The sequence below is a fragment of the Burkholderia sp. AU33545 genome (assembly GCF_020419685.1).
GTDB classification, from domain to species: Bacteria; Pseudomonadota; Gammaproteobacteria; order Burkholderiales; family Burkholderiaceae; genus Burkholderia; species Burkholderia diffusa.
Genome location: NZ_JAIZRQ010000009.1, coordinates 260,505 through 280,536, shown reverse-complemented (window position 1 = coordinate 280,536; position 20,032 = coordinate 260,505). Strand labels below are relative to the sequence as shown.

16 protein-coding genes are annotated in these 20,032 nt (G+C 68.3%); 11 read left to right on the top strand and 5 right to left on the bottom strand.

Features of this window, described 5'->3' with window-relative positions; genetic code table 11:
* Window positions 1-297: 297 nt before the first annotated feature.
* The 4 genes from LGM71_RS28440 to LGM71_RS28425 form a co-directional block, all read right to left on the bottom strand.
* Window positions 298-1,524, bottom strand: a complete 1,227-nt coding sequence (locus LGM71_RS28440) for a patatin-like phospholipase family protein (RefSeq protein WP_124626406.1) — start codon at window positions 1,522-1,524, stop codon at window positions 298-300.
* A 24-nt stretch (window positions 1,525-1,548) separates the two neighbouring features.
* Window positions 1,549-2,307 carry a PhaM family polyhydroxyalkanoate granule multifunctional regulatory protein gene (locus LGM71_RS28435; protein WP_124901994.1) on the bottom strand — a complete coding sequence of 253 codons (759 nt, stop codon included), beginning with the start codon at window positions 2,305-2,307 and terminating at the stop codon, window positions 1,549-1,551.
* Window positions 2,308-2,386: 79 nt separating this feature from the next.
* Entirely contained in the window at window positions 2,387-3,214 is an 828-nt protein-coding gene (locus LGM71_RS28430; RefSeq protein ID WP_226117678.1) for an enoyl-CoA hydratase/isomerase family protein, read from the bottom strand.
* Window positions 3,215-3,332: 118 nt separating this feature from the next.
* Window positions 3,333-4,325: a fumarylacetoacetate hydrolase family protein gene (locus tag LGM71_RS28425; protein ID WP_059681568.1), complete on the bottom strand. Its 993-nt coding sequence runs from the start codon at window positions 4,323-4,325 to the stop codon at window positions 3,333-3,335.
* 126 nt (window positions 4,326-4,451) lie between these two features.
* Between LGM71_RS28425 and LGM71_RS28420 the strand changes: the two genes are divergently transcribed.
* The 5 genes from LGM71_RS28420 to metH all read left to right on the top strand — a co-directional run bounded on the left by LGM71_RS28420 (window position 4,452) and on the right by metH (window position 11,261).
* Window positions 4,452-5,327 carry an IclR family transcriptional regulator gene (locus tag LGM71_RS28420; RefSeq protein ID WP_059523979.1) on the top strand — a complete coding sequence of 292 codons (876 nt, stop codon included), beginning with the start codon at window positions 4,452-4,454 and terminating at the stop codon, window positions 5,325-5,327.
* Between the two features lie 117 nt (window positions 5,328-5,444).
* Entirely contained in the window at window positions 5,445-6,749 is a 1,305-nt protein-coding gene (locus tag LGM71_RS28415; protein ID WP_226117676.1) for a DUF3108 domain-containing protein, read from the top strand.
* A gap of 245 nt (window positions 6,750-6,994) precedes the next feature.
* The gene (locus LGM71_RS28410; RefSeq protein ID WP_006477667.1) at window positions 6,995-7,252 is read left to right on the top strand and encodes a DUF3567 domain-containing protein; all 258 of its coding nucleotides are present in this window, start codon (window positions 6,995-6,997) and stop codon (window positions 7,250-7,252) included.
* A 177-nt stretch (window positions 7,253-7,429) separates the two neighbouring features.
* Complete coding sequence (locus tag LGM71_RS28405; RefSeq protein WP_059600019.1) at window positions 7,430-8,497, top strand: homocysteine S-methyltransferase family protein; 1,068 nt, start codon at window positions 7,430-7,432, stop codon at window positions 8,495-8,497.
* A 46-nt stretch (window positions 8,498-8,543) separates the two neighbouring features.
* Complete coding sequence (metH, locus tag LGM71_RS28400; RefSeq protein WP_226117675.1) at window positions 8,544-11,261, top strand: methionine synthase; 2,718 nt, start codon at window positions 8,544-8,546, stop codon at window positions 11,259-11,261.
* A gap of 117 nt (window positions 11,262-11,378) precedes the next feature.
* Here the strand turns inward: metH and LGM71_RS28395 are convergent, their stop codons facing one another.
* Window positions 11,379-11,702 carry a DUF1840 domain-containing protein gene (locus LGM71_RS28395; RefSeq protein ID WP_044846191.1) on the bottom strand — a complete coding sequence of 108 codons (324 nt, stop codon included), beginning with the start codon at window positions 11,700-11,702 and terminating at the stop codon, window positions 11,379-11,381.
* A gap of 201 nt (window positions 11,703-11,903) precedes the next feature.
* Between LGM71_RS28395 and argS the strand changes: the two genes are divergently transcribed.
* From argS to LGM71_RS28365, 6 genes are all read left to right on the top strand, one after another.
* Entirely contained in the window at window positions 11,904-13,685 is a 1,782-nt protein-coding gene (argS, locus tag LGM71_RS28390; RefSeq protein ID WP_124901991.1) for an arginine--tRNA ligase, read from the top strand.
* 89 nt (window positions 13,686-13,774) lie between these two features.
* A complete protein-coding gene (locus LGM71_RS28385; RefSeq protein ID WP_059600016.1) occupies window positions 13,775-14,674 on the top strand; it encodes an SPOR domain-containing protein in 900 nt (299 codons plus the stop codon).
* A 69-nt stretch (window positions 14,675-14,743) separates the two neighbouring features.
* The gene (locus tag LGM71_RS28380) at window positions 14,744-15,385 is read left to right on the top strand and encodes a thiol:disulfide interchange protein DsbA/DsbL (RefSeq protein ID WP_059523964.1); all 642 of its coding nucleotides are present in this window, start codon (window positions 14,744-14,746) and stop codon (window positions 15,383-15,385) included.
* Between the two features lie 19 nt (window positions 15,386-15,404).
* A complete protein-coding gene (locus tag LGM71_RS28375) occupies window positions 15,405-16,178 on the top strand; it encodes an SDR family oxidoreductase (RefSeq protein ID WP_044846187.1) in 774 nt (257 codons plus the stop codon).
* A gap of 424 nt (window positions 16,179-16,602) precedes the next feature.
* Window positions 16,603-18,198: an ABC transporter substrate-binding protein gene (locus LGM71_RS28370; RefSeq protein ID WP_124901989.1), complete on the top strand. Its 1,596-nt coding sequence runs from the start codon at window positions 16,603-16,605 to the stop codon at window positions 18,196-18,198.
* Between the two features lie 190 nt (window positions 18,199-18,388).
* Complete coding sequence (locus LGM71_RS28365; RefSeq protein WP_226117673.1) at window positions 18,389-20,026, top strand: ABC-F family ATP-binding cassette domain-containing protein; 1,638 nt, start codon at window positions 18,389-18,391, stop codon at window positions 20,024-20,026.
* The last annotated feature ends 6 nt before the right edge of the window (window positions 20,027-20,032 follow it).

Sequence of the window (20,032 nt, the reverse complement as noted above, 5' to 3'; positions counted from 1 at the left end):
CCGCTCGAACGGAACCGGCCGCGCGTGCCTGATGTGGGGGCCGGCGCAGGCCGGCTCGGTGGCGAGCCCGCCCGGCGCCACGCGGTTCCCGAACGGGTCCCGTGCGACCGCCGGACCGGCGGGCTGCTCGATATGGTGTATACGGCGGCGGCCATGATAGCACGCGGGCATGACGGTTCCGAGACGCGGAACCGGTCGCGCGCCGCCACCTGGGGTGCGGCGATCAGTCGCGGGCAGGCGTCGCGAAAACGCAACCGATATGTAAGTTTCATCCGTTTCGGCCCCGCTCTGCTCGCGTCAGACCCGTATTTCGCCGATCGCGCGACCGCTCTCCGGCGGCATGCCGGATGCCGGCGCGCTGCCGCCGTCGGCTCCCGCGATCCAGTTCGCCAGCGTGTCGCGCTGCGCGCGCCCGTCGCGATAGCCGAGCTCGATCAGCTCGCGCGTGAAGGCTTCCTCGAACAGCAGGTAGCTCGCGAACGACGCACCGGCCGGCTGGCTGCCGCCGATTGCGCCGAGCAGCCCGCGCATCGTCGCCGGCATCTGCTTCAGGTGTTTCGCGGCGATCAGCTCGATGCGCTCGGACGGCGCGATCGCGAGCACGTCGACGTGCCGCCAGCCGCTGTCCACTTCGACCTGGTGCGGCAGGTGCTCGATCATCCGGTTGATGTGCTCGATCCGCTCGATGTCCGAGCCGATCGAGTCGAGAAACACGCTCGCGAGCACCTGCTGGCCGATCTGCGCGAGCGTCGGGTAGCCGCGCACCCGTCCCGAGCCGTTCGCGGCCGGAATCTCCGGTCGCGGATCGGCCGCGCCGACGACGACGATCCGGTGCGCGCCGAAGTGGATCGCCGGCGACAGCGGCGCGACCTGCCGGATCGAGCCGTCACCGAAATATTCGATCTGGCCGTCGAGCACGAGCGGCACGGCCGGAAACACGAACGGAATGGCCGACGACGCGAGCAGGTGCGATGCCGACAGATCGACGAGCCGCGCGGTGCGCTGCGCGCGCCGCCATGCCTGGATCGGTTCGGCGGCCTGGTAGAACGTCAGGTGCCGGCCGCTCGAATAGCTGAGCGCCGTCACCGAGAGCGCGTGCAGCAGCCTGCTCTCGAGCATCTGCTCGATCCGGTGAAAGCTCAGCTCGCGCTGCAGCAGGTGCGCGAGCGGAGCGTTATCGAGCAGCCCGCGCGGCGAGCGGCGCGCCGCCCAGCCGAATGACATCGTCGCGAGCCAGCGTGCGCCCGCCGCCGCGATGCCGAGCCAGTCGGTGCGATACACGTAGTCCGCGCGCAGCGGCTCCCAGAATTCGAGCAGACGCCGCACGCCGTGCGAAAAGTCGTCCGCGTGGCTCGCGATCGACGTCGCATTGATCGCGCCGGCCGATGAGCCGCAGACAACCGTGAACGGTACCGTGTGCCGGTTCGGATCGGCCTCGCGCGCAATCTCGGCCAGCGCCTTCAGCACGCCGACCTGGTAGGCGGCACGTGCGCCGCCCCCCATCAGCACGAGCGCGAGCCGCATGATCGACCTGCTATCCGGTTCGCGTCACGTCGAGCGCTTCGGCGGACGCGTTTCGGGCGACGAGGCGGCCGCCGCGCGCGCCGCGGCCGATCCTGCCGGCTTCGCACGCTTCGCGGCCGGCTTGCGCGGCGCGGCGGCCGCGGCCGCGGCCGGTGCGGGCTGCTCCGCCCGCGCCGTCGATGCGGTCTGCCCGGACGGCGCGGCGCCCGGCTCCGCGGGCTGCGCGCCCGGCTGCGTCATTGCGAGGCTCGCGAGCTGGTTGAACTGCGCCTGCAGCAGGTTCCACCAGCCGGCCGGATCGAACGCCTGCTGCGCGGCGTCGCCTGCCGGCGGTGCGTCAGCCGCGCCAGCGGCATCCGGCGCTTGCGGCGCATCGGCGCGCGGCGCGGACGCCGCTTGCGCGGCCGCGACCGCCGCTTCCTCGGCCGCCGACATCGAGCTTTGCGCGAACGCGCCGAACGCACGCAGCGTCGCGAGCGTCGCGCGCTGCACCTCGAGCGCCTGGATCGCGGACTGCAGCATGCCGAGATTGAGCTTGAGCCACTGCTCGACCGCGCGCAGATCGGTGATTCGCTTGTCGAGCTCCTCGACGCTCGTGAGCGGCGCCATCATGTCGGACATGCTCGACAGCGACGGCGGCAGCCCCGACGCGGCGCCGGGAAACGACGCCATCCCGCCGAACGGCGACATCCGCATCATGTCCCACATCCGGTCGAGCATGTCGGCAGGCTTGAAACCGGCAAAGCCGGCAAAAGGATTGGAGCCGGGGGCATCGGTCGTCATACGGGCATCCTGGTTGGCTGGGTGGGCGATGCGGTCGGCACGAGTCGTGCGGCCGCCCTTGGTCCGATCATAACGCGCGTCAGAACGGTGCGTCGCCGGGGAAGTCTGGCGGGCGCCGCTCGCGCAGCGAGCGGATGCCCTCCTGAACGTCGGGCCCCGAAAAGCCCATGAATTCGAGCGCGAGCGACGTATCGAAGGTCGGCCCGGCGCTGCGCAGCCAGTTGTTCAGCGCGTACTTGGTCCAGCGGATCGCCGACTGGGATCCGTGCGCGAGCCGCTCCGCGACCTCGTACGCCTTCGGCAGCAGGTCCGCCGGCTCGACCGCGAGCGACACGAGGCCGATCCGCTCGGCCTCCTCGCCGTTCACCGGTTCGCACAGCAGCAGGTAGTACTTCGCCTTCGCCATCCCGCACAACAGCGGCCACACGATCGCCGCGTGATCGCCGGCCGCGACGCCGAGCCGCGTATGGCCGTCGATGATGCGCGCATCCTTCGCGGCGATCGAGATGTCGGCGAGCAGCCCGGCGACGAGCCCCGCGCCGACGGCCGGGCCGTGCATCGCGGACACGATCGGCTTGCTGCAGTTGATCACGTTGTAGACGAGGTCGCGCGCCTCGCGCCACACGCGGGCGCGCACGTCGAAGTCGTTCGCCATCGCCTCGACGAGCGCGAGATCGCCGCCCGCCGAAAAACCCTTGCCCTCGCCGCGGATCACCGCGACGCGCGTGTCGGGATCGCGGTCGACGTCGCGCCAGATGTCGGCGAGCTCGCGATGCATGCGCTCGTTCGCGGTCGCGAGGCCGCTGCGGTTGGCGCCCTCGCCGCTCATCACGATGTCGAGCACGCCATGATCGCGGCGCGTCACCTTCAATGCTTCGTAATCGCCGTATGCGGCGAGATCGGCCATGCGCAGCTCCCGGGTTCGTGAAATGCTTGAAACGCCTGAATCGAGTGTAGCCAAGCCCGCGCGGGCAAACATCAGGCGAAACCCGGCGCGCGGGCCGGGACCGGGTTTCGCGCGGACGTCAGGCCGCGCCGTCGGGCGGGGCGACCGCCTGCTCGATCGCACCGAAGATCGACTTGCCGGCCGCGTCGAACATTTCGATGCGCACGGTGTCGCCGTAGCGCATGAATTCGGTCTGCGGCGCGCCGTGCTCGATCGTCTCGAGGCAGCGCTTCTCGGCGATGCAGCAGTAGCCACGCTTCGCGTCCTTGTTCGACACCGTGCCCGAGCCGACGATCGAGCCGGCACGCAGGTTGCGCGTCTTCGCCGCATGCGCGATCAGCTGGCCGAAGTGGAACACCATGTCGGTGCCCGCGTCGGGCTGGCCGACCTTCCTGCCGTTCCAGTGAACGATCATCGGCCGGTGCACGCGGCCTTCGCGCCATTCGTCGCCGAGTTCGTCGGGCGTCACAGCGACCGGTGCGAATGCGGTGGCCGGCTTGCTCTGAAAGAAACCGAAGCCCTTCGCGAGTTCGGCCGGAATCAGGTTGCGCAGCGACACGTCGTTCACGAGCGTGACCAGCCGCACGGCCTTCAGCGCGTCGTCGGGCGATGCGCTCATCGGCACGTCGCCGGTGATCACCGCGACCTCGGCCTCGAAGTCGATGCCCCACGCCTCGGACGGGCACACGATGTCGTCGCGCGCGCCGAGGAAATCGTCGCTGCCGCCCTGGTACATCAACGGATCGGTCCAGAACTCCGGCGGCATCTCGGCGCCGCGCGCGCGGCGCACGAGCTCGACGTGGTTCACGTACGCGGAGCCGTCGGCCCACTGGAACGCGCGCGGCAGCGGCGCCATGCAGTTCGCCGGGTCGAACGCGAACGCGTTGCGCGCACGGCCGTGGTTCAGCGCGTCGTACAGGTCGCGCAGCTGCGGCGCGTAGAACGCCCAGTCGTCGAGGACGCGCTGCAGCGTCGGTGCGATCGCATCGGCGATCGCCGCGGTGTGCAGGTCGCGCGACACGACGATCAGCTGGCCGTCGCGCGTGCCGTCCTTCAGCGATGCAAGTTTCATGGGGTATCTGCCGTTGTAGTGACGATGGAGGGAATCTATTTTACGATGGTGAATCCGCGCGGCGCGCCACCATCGTTCACGCCGTTTTCGTCCCGACCCTTGCCGCCTTGCCGCGCCCCGTTGCCCATGCCCGCCAGCCCGCTTCCCGACGACGATCTCGCCGATTCCGACACCGACGACACCGGCTCCGGCGAGCATGGCGAAGGCGGCGAGAAGGTCCGCTCCGGCATCCAGTCGATCGAGGTCGGCTTCCGCCTGCTCGACGTGCTGACGAGCGAGCCGCGCGCGATGATGCTGCGCGATCTCGCGCAGCGCGCGGGCATGAGCCCGGCGAAGGCGCACCGCTATCTGGTCAGCTTCTCGCGGCTCGGCGTCGTGTCGCAGGATCCCGTGTCGGGCCGCTACGAACTCGGCGGCTTCGCGCTGCAGATGGGGCTCGCGCGGCTCGCGCGCGTCGACGGCGTGAAGCTCGCGCGGATCGCGCTGACCGAGTTGCGCGACCGCGTCGACCAGACGGTCGGCATCGCGGTGTGGGGCAACCAGGGGCCGACGATCGTGCACTGGATGGAATCGAGCCATCCCGCGAAGGCGTCGCTGAAGCTCGGCGACGTGATGCCGCTGCTCGGCTCCGCGACGGGCCTGCTGTTCGCCGCGTACCTGCCGCGCAGCAAGACCGCGGCGATGCTCGAACGCGAGCTCGCCGACACGCGCCGCTCGCCGCATCACGGCGGCCCGCGCACGCTCGACGAGGTCGAGGCGGTGCTCGCCGACGTGCGCGCGCATCAGGCAGCACGCGTCGAAGGGATGCTGCTGCCAACGATCCATGCATTCTGCATGCCGGTGTTCGACGCGGTCGGCGAACTCGCGCTCGCTATCGTCGCGCTCGGCCAGGAAGGCATGTTCGACATCGCGTGGGGCGGCGAGATGGACACCGCGCTGCGTGCATGCGCGCAGAAACTGTCTTACGAACTCGGCTATAGTCCGGACGCGCGCGACGCCTGACACGCGGGGCGTGTGACACCCGCGCGATGTCCCGCGAACGCGCGGCGCACCCGGCGGTCCGATGGCTGTGACGCGCGATGCGCGCCGCGACCGCCCCAACCCTGTTCCGTTTCGCCGATGCCGCCTGCCGACACCCGTCCTCGTCACGCCCTGCCCCGCCACTGGCTGCGCGTGGGCGTCGCGCTCGTCGTCGTGCTGGTGCTGCACGCGCTCGCGGCGGTGTGGCTGGCGCGCAGCCGCGACGCGTTCACGCCGCCCGCGCCCGCCGAGATACCGGTGCAGATCGAGCTGCTCAAGCCGCGGCCGATCGAGCGCCAGCCCGCGCCGAAGCCGGCAGAACGACCGGCCGAGCCAGCGCAGGCGAAGCCGGCCCCCGCCGCACCGAAATCAGCACCGAAGCTCGCACCGAAGCCTGCACCGTCGCCCGAGCCGGTCCTCACGTCGACGCAGACGGCCGAGCAAGGCGAGCCGCCGGCCGCCGCCTCAGCCGCCTCAGCCGCCTCAGCCGCGAGCGGCGCGGCAGGCGCATCCGGCACGCACCCGGCATCGGCCGGCGATGCCGGCACTGCCGCGACGCCGGGCCCCGCGACGAGCGGCGTGAAATTCGCGGCGCCGCCGCCCGGCGACCTGCAGTACGACACGTTCTACAACGGGATGCAGAACATGATCGGCACGATCCACTGGCGCACCGACGGCCGCACCTACGACCTGTCGGTGTCCATGCCCGTGCCGTTCGTCGGCCCGTTCACCTACCGCAGCGAAGGCCGCATCGACGCATTCGGCGTCGCGCCCGACCGCTATGTCGAGAAACGCGGCAAGCGGCCCGAGGACATCGCGATCTTCAACCGCGAAATCCGCCAGGTGGTCTTCACGCGCACGCCGAACAACGCGCCGCTGCCAGACGGCGTGCAGGATCGCTTCAGCATGCTGATGCAGCTGTCGGGGCTCGTGCGCGGCAATCCGTCCGCCTACCAGCCGGGTGTCACGCAGCAGTTCTTCGTGATCGACAACAACAACGGCGAGACCTGGCCGATCACGGTGATCGGCGACGAGGACGTGCAGACGCAGGCCGGCATCGTCCGCGCACGCCACTTCATGCGGCTGCCGCGCCGCGACGGCGACACGCGCCGCATCGACATGTGGCTCGCGCCGTCGCTCGACTGGCTGCCCGCGCGGCTCGTACAATCGGAGCCGAACGGCTCGCAGATCGAGCTGCTGTGGCACGGCCGGCTCGCCCCGCCCGGTGCGCCCGCCGATGGCGCGACGCGAGGCGCACCGAACGAAGACGCAACGAACGCGCCCGCCAGCATGCCGGCCTCCGCCGCACCGGCCATGGAGCCGGCACAGCCCGCAGCGCCGCCCGCGGAGCAGGCGCCCGCGCCAGCGGCTGCGCCGCCGGCAGCGTCGCAGCCCGCGCCGTAACGATCGACCAATCGGCAATTTCGACCGATTAAAGCTCTCGCCAAAATGGCCGATGACACTCTTTAACAACTATTTCGGTATTCCGGATCACAATAAGAAACGTTTGATAGATATCGACTTCTAACCCGATACACCCCACGCAAACGGGAGAACGGGGTGTGCAGCGCAAGCCCCTTGAAACCGGCAAGGTCTACCCCACCTACGGGACAACAAGGCCAGATGCCACTGCGAAGAGGAGTGCCGCCATGCAAATGATCTACAACAGCCCCAACTACTGCGTCGTCGAATTTGCGCCGCAGGCCGGCCACCATCTGATGAATGCCGGCGGATACGAAATCGTCGACAAGAACGCGCAGCGCGAGATCTTCATCGACGGCGAGCTCGCCGAGCGATTCCGCGCACACGTGAAGCAACTGATCGAGGATGAACCGTCGCTCGACGAAGTGGACGAATTCCTCGGACAGTTCGACAGTCTGATGATGATGCCCGTCGTCCTGCACTGACGACCCGCGGCCCGGCGCATCGCCGGGCCATTCGCCGCTTTCGGGCGGCGCCGCGAGCACTCCGATCCAAGCCCCCGTCCGGTTCGCCGGGCGGGGGTTTTCATTTGGGGCGGGCCGGGCGGCGCCCTGGCGCACCGGCTACAATGACGGTTTTCCCGTCTTCGCCGCTCTTCCGCCATGTCCGCGACCCCTCTCGCCGCTTCCGCCCCGCTCGACGCGCCCTACACGCGCGGCGCCGACCTGCCCGCGCTGCTGAAATCGCGCATCCTGATCCTCGACGGCGCAATGGGCACGATGATCCAGCGCTACAAGCTCGACGAGGCCGCGTATCGCGGCGAGCGTTTCAAGGATTTCCCGCGCGACATCAAGGGCAACAACGAACTGCTGTCGCTCACGCAGCCGCAGATCATCAGCGAGATCCACGACCAGTATTTCGCGGCCGGCGCGGACATCGTCGAAACCAACACGTTCGGCGCGACGACGGTCGCGCAGGCCGACTACGGGATGGAAGACCTCGTCGTCGAGATGAATGTCGAATCGGCGCGGCTCGCGCGCGAATCCGCCGCCCGCTACGCCACGCCCGACAAGCCGCGCTTCGTTGCCGGCGCGATCGGGCCGACGCCGAAGACGGCGAGCATCTCGCCGGACGTCAACGACCCGGGCGCGCGCAACGTCACGTTCGACGAGCTGCGCGACGCGTATTACCAGCAGGCGAAGGCGCTGCTCGACGGCGGCGTCGACCTGTTCCTCGTCGAGACGATCTTCGACACGCTGAACGCAAAGGCCGCGCTCTTCGCGCTCGACGAACTGTTCGAGAACACCGGCGAGCGCCTGCCGATCATGATCTCGGGCACCGTGACCGACGCGTCGGGCCGCATCCTGTCGGGCCAGACGGTCGAGGCATTCTGGAATTCGCTGCGTCACGCGAAGCCGCTCACGTTCGGCCTGAACTGCGCGCTCGGCGCGGCGCTGATGCGCCCGTACATCGCCGAGCTCGCGAAGCTGTGCGACACCTACGTGTCGTGCTACCCGAACGCGGGCCTGCCGAACCCGATGAGCGACACCGGCTTCGACGAAACGCCGGACGTGACGTCGGGCCTCCTGAAGGAATTCGCGCAGGCCGGGCTCGTGAACCTCGCGGGCGGCTGCTGCGGCACGACGCCCGAGCACATCGCCGAGATCGCGAAGGCGCTCGCCGACGTGAAACCGCGCCGCTGGCCGAGCCAGTACAGCGACGCCGCCTGACCGACCGCCCCAACGCCCGCCCTACATCACACGAATTCGCACCGCCATGACCGATCACATGATGCGCCTTGCCGGCCTCGAGCCGTTCAACGTCACGTCCGGGACACTCTTCATCAACGTCGGTGAACGCACCAACGTCACCGGCTCGAAGGCATTCGCGCGGATGATCCTCAACGGCCAGTTCGACGAGGCGCTCGCCGTCGCGCGCCAGCAGGTCGAGAACGGCGCGCAGGTGATCGACATCAACATGGACGAGGCGATGCTCGATTCGAAGGCGGCGATGGTGCGCTTCCTGAACCTGATCGCATCCGAGCCGGACATCGCGCGCGTGCCGATCATGATCGACTCGTCGAAGTGGGAAGTCATCGAAGCGGGCCTCAAGTGCGTGCAGGGCAAGGCGATCGTGAACTCGATCTCGCTGAAGGAAGGCGAGGAAGCGTTCCGTCACCACGCGAACCTGATCCGCCGCTACGGCGCGGCCGCGGTCGTGATGGCGTTCGACGAGAAGGGCCAGGCCGATACGTTCGAACGCAAGACCGAGATCTGCAAGCGCTCGTACGACTTCCTCGTGAACGAAGTCGGCTTCCCGCCGGAAGACATCATCTTCGACCCGAACATCTTCGCGGTCGCGACCGGCATCGAGGAGCACAACAACTACGCGGTCGACTTCATCGAGGCGACCCGCTGGATCAAGCAGAACCTGCCGTACGCGAAGGTGAGCGGCGGCGTGTCGAACGTGTCGTTCTCGTTCCGCGGCAACGACCCGGTGCGCGAGGCGATCCACACCGTGTTCCTGTACCACGCGATCCAGGCGGGCATGGACATGGGCATCGTGAACGCGGGCCAGCTCGGCGTGTACGCCGATCTCGACCCGGAGCTGCGCGAGCGCGTCGAGGACGTGATCCTGAACCGCCGCGCGGATTCCACCGATCGCCTGCTCGAGATCGCCGACAAGTTCAAGACCGGCGGCGCGAAGAAGGAAGAGAACCTCGAGTGGCGCAACCAGCCGGTCGAGAAACGGCTCTCGCATGCGCTCGTGCACGGCATCACGACCTTCATCGTCGAGGATACCGAGGAAGTGCGCGCGAAGATCGACGCGGCCGGCGGTCGCCCGATCAACGTGATCGAAGGCCCGCTGATGGACGGGATGAACATCGTCGGCGACCTGTTCGGCCAGGGCAAGATGTTCCTGCCGCAGGTCGTGAAGTCGGCGCGCGTGATGAAGCAGGCCGTCGCGCACCTGATCCCGTTCATCGAGGAAGAAAAGCGCCTGCTCGCGGAAGCGGGCGGCGACGTGCGCGCGAAGGGCAAGATCGTCATCGCGACCGTGAAGGGCGATGTGCACGACATCGGCAAGAACATCGTGTCGGTCGTGCTCCAGTGCAACAACTTCGAAGTGGTCAACATGGGCGTGATGGTCCCGTGCAACGAGATCCTCGCGAAGGCGAAGGTCGAGGGCGCGGACATCATCGGGCTGTCGGGCCTCATCACGCCGAGCCTCGAGGAAATGGCGTACGTCGCGTCCGAAATGCAGCGCGACGACTACTTCCGCGTGAAGAAGATTCCGCTCTTGATCGGCGGCGCGACGACCTCGCGCGTGCACACGGCCGTGAAGATCGCGCCGCACTACGAAGGCCCGGTCGTCTACGTACCGGACGCCTCGCGCTCGGTGTCGGTCGCGTCGAATCTGCTGTCGGACGAAGGCGCGGCGAAGTACCTCGACGAGCTGAAATCCGATTACGAACGGATCCGCGACCAGCACGCGAACCGCAAGGCGCAGCCGATGGTCACGCTCGCCGAGGCGCGCGCGAACAAGACGAAGGTCGACTGGGCAGGCTACCAGCCCGTGAAGCCGAAATTCATCGGCCGGCGCGTGTTCAAGAACTACGACCTGAACGAGCTCGCGAACTACATCGACTGGGGCCCGTTCTTCCAGACCTGGGATCTCGCGGGCCCGTACCCGGCGATCCTGAACGACGAGATCGTGGGCGAATCGGCGCGGCGCGTGTTCTCCGACGCGAAGTCGATGCTCGCGCGCCTGATCCAGGGCCGCTGGCTGACCGCGAACGGCGTGATCTCGCTGCTGCCCGCGAACACGGTCAACGACGACGACATCGAGATCTACACCGACGACTCGCGCTCGGAAGTGCTGATGACGTGGCGCAACCTGCGCCAGCAGAGCGTGCGTCCGGTGGTCGACGGCGTGATGCGCCCGAACCGCTCGCTCGCCGACTTCATCGCGCCGAAGGAATCGGGTGTCGCCGACTACATCGGGATGTTCGCGGTGACGGCCGGGCTCGGCGTCGACGTGAAGGAAAAGCAGTTCGAAGCCGACCACGACGACTACAGCGCGATCATGCTGAAGGCGCTCGCGGACCGCTTCGCGGAAGCGTTCGCCGAAGCGATGCACGCGCGCGTGCGCCGCGAGCTGTGGGGCTACGCGAGCGGCGAGACGCTCGACAACGATGCGCTGATCGCCGAAAAGTACGCGGGCATCCGCCCGGCGCCCGGCTACCCGGCCTGCCCCGACCACCTCGTGAAGCGCGACATGTTCGACGCGCTGCAGGCGAACGAGATCGGCATGAGCGTGACCGATTCGCTGGCGATGCTGCCGGCGGCCAGCGTGTCGGGTTTCTACCTCGCGCATCCCGACAGCACGTATTTCTCGGTCGGGAAAATCGGTCAGGATCAGCTCGAGGACTACGCGCGACGCATGGCGCTGTCGCTCGACGATGCGCGCCGGGCGCTCGCGCCGCAGCTCTGATCGATGCGCGACCGGGGCGGCCTCGCCGCATTTTGATCAGACAAATAAAAAGCCCGCATCGAGCGGGCTTTTTCTTGCCGGACCCATCTTGCGGTCGGCGTCGCCGGGCAACGAAGCTCAGAAGCCCCAGTGCACGTCGGCCTGGCCGGCCTTCGCTTCGCGCAGCATCGTGAGGAACGGTGCCACGCGCTGCGCCAGGCTCGGCGGCACTTCGTGGTGCGCGTGGTCGTCTTCGTCCTCGTGGAAATGGCCGGCGTGCTCGGCGCGCTCTTGCTTCGCCTGCGCGACCGCGCCTTCCAGCTTCGCAATCGCGTGGTCCAGTTCGTCGTGCGTAATGACACCGCGTTCGCCCAGCTGCTTGCCGACGAGGCCCAGCACGTACACGGCGAAATCCTTCAGCACGTCGAGATCCTGTGCCGCCTTGCTCTTGAACGTAATCATGACAATTCCCTTTTCATCTTGTTGTGCCTGCGCGGCGCAGTTGGGGGGACGCCGGCAGACCGGCGTCCGGCCTCGCGGACGCGGGGCGCCTGAGCGGCATATTAGCACCTGTTAAAATTCTGCGATCCCTGAAACGCGCGCTTAAAAAGCGCGCCGGCCGGCCGGCGTTTCCGGCCGCCACCAACGAAGCCTTCTACCAGCATGCTGCCAGCACACAAACAGACCCTCGAAGCCCTGCTCGCGGATAGCGTCACGCAGGTCGCACACGCGCTGAAAGGCGCCGACGCGGCATTCGTCACCCCGGCCATCACGCTGGAGCGCCCGAAGGTCGCCGCGCACGGCGACGTCGCGTGCAACGTCGCCATGCAGCTCGCCAAGCCGCTCGGCACGAACCCGCGCCAGCTCGCCGAGAAGATCGTCGCCGCCCTCACGGCCCAGCCGGCCGCGCAAGGGCTCGTCGACGCAGCCGAAATCGCCGGCCCCGGCTTCATCAACCTGCGCCTGACGGCCGCCGCGAAACAGGCGGTGATCGCCGCCGTGTTCGACCAGGGCCGCGCGTTCGGCACGTCGGATCGCGAAAAGGGCAAGCAGGTGCTGCTCGAGTTCGTGTCGGCCAACCCGACCGGCCCGCTGCACGTCGGCCACGGCCGCCAGGCAGCGCTCGGCGACGTGCTCGCGAACGTGATCGCGAGCCAGGGCTACGCGGTACACCGCGAGTTCTACTACAACGACGCCGGCGTGCAGATCGGCAACCTCGCGATCTCGACGCAGGCGCGCGCGCGCGGCCTGAAGCCGGGCGACGCGGGCTGGCCGGAAGCCGCGTACAACGGCGAATACATCGCCGACATCGCACGCGACTACCTGAACCGCGAGACGGTGGCCGCGAAGGACGGCGAGCCGGTCACCGGCGCCGGCGACATCGACGATCTCGACGCGATCCGCAAGTTCGCGGTCGCGTACCTGCGTCACGAGCAGGACATGGACCTGCAGGCGTTCGGCGTGAAATTCGACCAGTACTACCTCGAGTCGTCGCTGTACAGCGAAGGCCGGGTCGAGAAGACGGTCGACGCGCTGGTCAAGGCCGGCATGACCTACGAGCAGGACGGCGCGCTGTGGCTGCGCACGACCGACGAAGGCGACGACAAGGACCGCGTGATGCGCAAGTCGGACGGCACGTACACGTACTTCGTGCCGGACGTCGCGTACCACGTGACGAAATGGGAGCGCGGCTTCACGAAGGTGATCAACATCCAGGGCTCGGACCACCACGGCACGATCGCGCGCGTGCGCGCGGGCCTGCAAGGCCTGCACGTCGGCATCCCGAAGGGCTACCCCGACTACGTGCTGCACAAGATGGTCACCGTGATGCGCGACGGCCAGGAAGTGAAGCTGTCGAAGCGCGCGGGCAGCTACGTGACGGTCCGTGACCTGATCGAATGGTCAGGCGGCGCGGCGCCGGGCCAGGAAGCGGCACCCGACCTGATCGACGAGGCGACCATCACGCGCGGTCGCGACGCGGTCCGTTTCTTCCTGATCTCCCGCAAGGCCGACACCGAATTCGTGTTCGACATCGACCTCGCGCTGAAACAGAACGACGAGAACCCGGTCTATTACGTCCAGTACGCGCATGCGCGGATCTGCTCGGTGCTCAACGAACTGAAGTCGCGCTACAACGTCGAGGCGGCGCAACTGCCGGGCGCCGACCTGTCGCAGCTCACGAGCCCGCAGGCCGTGTCGCTGATGCAGAAGCTCGCCGAGTATCCGGACATGCTCACGCACGCGGCGAACGAACTGGCGCCGCACGCGGTCGCGTTCTACCTGCGCGATCTCGCTGGTGAATTCCACTCGTTCTACAATGCGGAGCGCGTGCTGGTCGACGACGAAGCGCCGCGCAACGCGCGCGCCGCGCTCCTCGCCGCGACCCGGCAGGTGCTCGAGAATGGTCTGGCGGTACTCGGCGTGTCTGCGCCCGCCAAGATGTAACGATGCAAGCGGCCCGAACCGGGCAGCGAATGGCCGCGGCAGCGCCCGCCGCGACCTTTTCACGATTCTTTTTGCAGGTGACTCAAGCAATGGCACAACCACGCCGAACTTCGAAGCAATCGAAACAAGCCGGAGGGACATTTCTTGGAATCGTGCTGGGCCTGATCGTCGGCCTCGCGATCGCGGTGGTGGTGGCGCTCTACATCACGCGTTCGCCGTCGCCGTTCGTGTCGAAGGTCGCGCCGCCGCCCGCCGACAACGGCGCGAGCCAGCCGCAGCAGTTCGACCCGAACCGCGCGCTGCAGGGCAAGACGCCCGGCCAGCCGGTGCCGCAGGCCGCGCAGTCCGCGCCGCCCAATACCGCACCCGGCCAGGCCGCGAACCAGACCCAGGGCGGCCTGCTGCCCGAGCCGCAGATCGTCGAAGTGCCGCCGTCGGGCGACACGAACGGCACGACCGGCTCGAGCAACACCACCGCGTCGAACAATGCGTCTTCGGGCAACGGCGTCGCCGTCGCGCCGAAGCCGGCCGACAACACGCCGCCGCCGAAGAAGACGCAGCAGGCGCAGCAACACCCACAACAGCAGCAAGGCGGCGAGGACGATCTCGCGCGCTTCGCCGCGCAGAAGCAGGCGCAGCAAGCCGCCGCGCAAAAGCAGCAGCAACAGCAACTGGCCGCGAACACGCCGAAGCCGACCTCGTCGGCCACGGCCGCCGCGGCAGCGAAGCCGCCGACCGCGAACGACGCGAACACCGGCTACTTCCTGCAGGTCGGCGCGTACAAGACGGAAGGCGACGCCGAGCAGCAACGCGCGCGCCTGGGCTTCCAGGGCTTCGAGTCGAAGGTGTCGAAGCGCGATGTCAGCGGCGTGACCTATTTCCGCGTGCGCGTCGGCCCGTTCTCGAAATTCGAGGATATGAACTCGGCCCGTCAGCGCCTGTCCGATGCAGGTGTCGACACGGCGGTGATCCGTTTCACGAAGCAGTAAGCAACCGGCCGCGCCCACGCAGAACCCGTTACGTTTCGTAACCCGAGCAACTGATTCGACGTCTACAACATGAAAAAACTGCTTAGCACGCTTCTTCTGTCCCTGGGCCTCGCCGCTGCAGGCTTCGCCCAGGCAACGCCTGCCGCACCGGTGTCCGGCAAGGACTTCGAGGTGATGAAGTCGCCGCAGCCGGTGTCCGCGCCGGCCGGCAAGGTCGAGGTCATCGAGTTCTTCTGGTACGGCTGCCCGCACTGCTACGAATTCGAGCCGACGATCGAGGCCTGGGTGAAGAAGCAGGGCAACAACATCGACTTCAAGCGCGTGCCGGTCGCCTTCCGCGACGATTTCGTCCCGCACTCGAAGCTGTTCTACGCGGTGTCGGCGCTCGGCATCTCGGAGAAGGTCACGCCGGCGATCTTCAACGCGATCCACAAGCAGAAGAACTACCTGCTCACGCCGCAGGCGCAAGCCGACTTCCTGGCGACGCAAGGCGTCGACAAGAAGCAGTTCATGGACGCGTACAACTCGTTCAGCGTGCAGGGCCAGGTGAAGCAGTCGGCCGAGCTGCTGAAGAACTACGCGATCGACGGCGTGCCGACGGTCATCGTCCAGGGCAAGTACAAGACGGGCCCGGCTTACACGAACAGCATCCCGGGTACCGCGCAGGTGCTCGATTATCTCGTGAAGCAGGTTCAGGACAAGAAACTCTGATCCCCGCCCGCGCGCCGGCATGACTACTCCGCTGAAGGTCTTCATCACCGGCGCGTCGAGCGGCCTCGGCCTCGCGATGGCCGAGGAATACGCCCGCCAGGGCGCCACGCTCGCACTCGTCGCGCGCCGCACCGATGCCCTCGACGCGTTCGCGCGACGCTTTCCCAAGCTGTCCGTCTCCGTCTATTCCGCCGACGTGCGCGACGCCGATGCGCTCGCCACGGCCGCCGCGTCGTTCATCGCCGCGCACGGCTGCCCCGACGTCGTGATCGCGAACGCGGGCATCAGCCAGGGCGCCGTCACCGGACAAGGCGATCTCGCCACGTTCCGCAACGTCATGGACATCAATTACTACGGGATGGTCGCGACGTTCGAGCCGTTCGTCGGCCCGATGACGGCCGCGCGCCACGGCACGCTGGTGGGCGTCGCGAGCGTCGCCGGCGTGCGCGGCCTGCCCGGTTCCGGCGCGTACAGCGCGTCCAAATCGGCCGCGATCAAGTATCTCGAGGCGCTGCGCGTCGAGCTGCGCCCGGCCGGCGTCGGCGTCGTGACGATCGCGCCCGGCTACATCCGCACGCCGATGACCGCGCACAACCCGTACCGGATGCCGTTCCTGATGGACGCCGACCGCTTCGCGGCCCGCGCCGCACGCGCGATCGCTCGGCAGCACGCGTTCCGCGTGATTCCATGGCAGATGGGCGTCGTTGCGAAGGTGCTGCACGTGCTGCCGCGCTGGCTCTACGACCGTCTGTTCGAAAAGGCGCCGCGCAAGCCGAAGGCCGGCGCGCACTGAGCGCATCGGGGGCATCGGGCGTCCGGCGCGTCTGGCGCGCCGTTCATGCAGGACCGGTGCAGCGCCACGGTTCGGTGCCAACGCAGCGCGCGCCGCTTCCTCCGCTTCCTCCGCCTCCCTCGCCTCCGCCGCTCCAACAGATTCGCGCCGACCCGCTTCGATTCGCAGTCTCCGCGCAACAGTCTCGCCCGCCCGCCGTTCGCCGCCGCACCTGCCCCGCCGCCCCCGCCGCTGCGCCGCCCCAACACGCATTCCGTCGCCAACGCAGCCGTTTTTCGCTCAACTCACCGCGTTCCGGCGCTTTTTTCACGCGCGGCACGCTTTGACGGTATGCTATCCGCCAGCCGCGCCGGCCCTGCCCGCTTCCGGGCCGCGCCCGCATTCCGACACCCGGCAAAAAATCACAAGTCACGTGGGAGATCCTATGCAGGTCAAGCTGTTCGCCGCGGCCACGCTCGCCGCCGCCCTCGCCGCCCCCGGCCTCGCCGCCGCCAAGCCGCTCACCGTCTGCACGGAGTCGAGCCCGGACGGCTTCGACGTCGTGCAGTACAACTCGCTCGTCACGACCAACGCATCGGCCGACGTGATCTTCAACACGCTCGTGTCGTACGACGAAGCCGCGAAGAAGGTCGTACCCGCGCTCGCCGACAAATGGGAAGCGAGCGCCGACGGCCTGACGTACACGTTCCACCTGCGTCCCAACGTCGCGTTCCAGACCACCGACTACTTCAAGCCGGGCCGCTCGCTGAACGCGGACGACGTCGTGTTCACGTTCTCGCGGATGCTCGACGATACGAATCCGTGGCACAAGGTGGCCGGCGCGAGCGGCTTCCCGCACGCGCAGTCGATGGGCCTCGTGAAACTCGTGAAGTCGGTCACGAAGGTCGACGACAGCACGGTGAAGTTCGTGCTGAACGAGCCGAATGCGACGTTCGTGCCGATCCTGACGATGGGCTTCGCGTCGATCTACTCGGCCGAATACGCGGACCAGCTGCTGAAGGCCGGCAAGCAGGCCGACCTGAATGCGAAGCCGGTCGGCACCGGCCCGTTCGTGCTCAAGAGCTACACGAAGGATGCGCTGATCCGCTACGACGTGAACCCGGCCTACTGGGGCACGAAGCCGAAGGTCGACCGGCTGATCTACGCGATCACGCCCGACGCGTCGGTGCGCATGCAGAAGGTGAAGGCCGGCGAATGCCAGATCGCGCTGTCGCCGAAGCCGCAGGACGTGCTCGCGGCGAAGGGCGAAAGCGCGCTGAAGGTCGTGCAGACGCCCGCGTTCATGACCGCGTTCGTCGCGCTGAACACGCAGAAGAAGCCGCTCGACAACGACAAGGTGCGCGAGGCGCTGAACCTTGCGTTCGATCGCGCGACCTATCTGAAGGTGGTGTTCGACAACACCGCGACGGCCGCGAACAACCCGTATCCGCCGAACACGTGGAGCTACGCGAAGGACATCGCGCCGTATGCGTACGATCCCGCGAAGGCGAAGCAGCTGCTCGCGCAGGCCGGTTTCCCGAACGGCTTTTCGACGACGATCTGGACGCGCCCGACGGGCAGCGTGCTGAACCCGAACCCGAAGGCCGGCGCGGAACTGCTGCAGGCCGACCTCGCGAAGATCGGTGTGAAGGCCGAAGTCAAGGTGATCGAATGGGGCGAGCTGATCAAGCAGGCGAAGCTCGGCCAGCATGACATGCTGTTCATGGGCTGGGCCGGCGACAACGGCGATCCGGACAACTACCTGTCGCCGCTGTTCAGTTGCAACGCGGTGAAGTCGGGCATCAACTTCGCACGCTTTTGCGACGCGCAGCTCGACAAGCTGATCGCCGACGGCAAGTCGACCGCCGATCAGGCCAAGCGCGCAAAGCTGTACGAATCCGCGCAGAAGATCATCCACGACCAGGCGCTGTGGATTCCGCTCGGCTACCCGACCGCGGCCGCGCTCACGCGCGCGAACGTGAGCGGCTATCGCGTCAGCCCGTTCGGCCGCCAGAACTTCGCTGCGGTCACGGTGCAGTAACCGCGCGTGGCACGCAAGCGACGGCATGCTCACCCGTCGCTTGCGGCCCGCGCGCCGCGCTTGCTACACTGCGCGCTCGTTCCTCATACCGGACGCCAGCCGAAGTGAACAACTAAGCCTTCCCAAAAATGTTTTCGCCGCCGTGCCACGCACGCCGCGCGAAGGGTTTCACGCATTTTCGGAGGTGCTTATGGCTGCTGCCACGTCCGGCGCGCTCGTCGCGCTTCATCACGTTTCCATCCGCTTCGACGACGGCGTCACGCTGTTCGACTCGCTCGACCTGTCCATCGATCGCACGCCGACGGGCATCGTCGGCCGCAACGGCGCCGGCAAGAGCCTGCTCGCGCAACTGATCGCGGGCCGGCGCGCGCCGAGCGCGGGCACGATCGACCGGCAGACGCCGGTCGTCTACGTCGCGCAGCAGCACGACGACGCGCCGGCCGGCACGCGGACCGTCGCGGAAATCGCCGCGCTGGATGCGCCGCTCGCGGCCCTGGCGCGCCTCGCCGACGGCCGCGCGCACGCGCACGACTTCGACCTGATCGGCGATCGCTGGGACCTCGCCGAGCGGCTGCGCGCGGCGCTCGACGCAGCCGGCCTGCACGACGTGCGCGCCGACACACCGGCGCACGCCCTGAGCGGTGGCCAGCTCGCGCGCGTCGCGCTGATCGGCGCCCTGCTGTCGGAAGCCGGGCTGCTGGTGCTCGACGAACCGACCAACCACCTCGATGCGCCGGGCCGTGCGTGGCTGCGCGCGGCGCTCGACGGCTGGCGCGGCGGAGTCGTCGTCGTCAGCCATGACCGCGCGTTGCTCGCGCACGTGCAGCGCATCGTCGAACTGACGCCGCACGGCGTGCGCACGTATGGCGGCAACTACGCGCTGTACCGCGCGCAGCGCGATGCGGAGCACGATGCCGCGCAGGCGGCGCTCGAGCATGCGCGCAACGAGCGCGGACGCGCGCGGCGTCGGCTCGAACAGGAACACGACACGATCCAGCGTCATGCGGCCGGCTCGCTGCGCGATGCGAAGACGGCCAACCTGTCGTCGATGGCAAAACAGAGCCGCAAGGGAGCGGCACGCAGCATCATGGGGGCGGTCCGCCGTCACCAGAGCGAATTCAAGGCGACGCTCGATGCGCGCGTGCAGGAAGCAGCCGCGCGCGTCGAAGCCGACGCGCCGGTGCTCGTATCGCTGCCGGGCACCGAGGTGAGCGCGCGCCGCCATCTGTTCGCGCTCGAGCGCGCGCAATTGCCGTGGCGCACCGCGGGCCGCACGGACGCGATCACCTGGTCGGCCAGAGGCCCCGTGCGCATCGCGCTGACGGGCCCGAACGGCTGCGGAAAATCGACGCTGCTGCGCATGCTCGCCGGCGAACTCGCTCCGCGCGCCGGTACGTGCACGACGCACGTGAGCGCTGCGTATCTCGACCAGCGGCTCGCGCTGCTCGATCCTGAACGCTCGATCGTCGAGCAGTTGGGACTCCTCGATACGCCGCTCTCCGAAGGCGAACTGCGCAGCCGGCTCGCGCTGCTGCAGCTCGATGCCGCGCGTGCGACGCAGCCGGTGCACCGCCTGAGCGGCGGCGAACGGCTGAAGGCCGCGCTCGCATGCGCGCTGTGGCGCGGCACGCCCGCGCAGCTGCTGCTGCTCGACGAGCCGACCAATCACCTCGATCTGGAATCGGTGCGCGCGATCGAAGCCGCGCTGGCCGGCTTCCCCGGCGCGATCGTGGTCGCGTCGCACGACGCCGCGTTTCTCGCGGCGCTCGCACCGACGCACACGATGCAATGGCAGCGCGACGGGTGGCGTTACGAACCCGTCGCGTGACGGTGA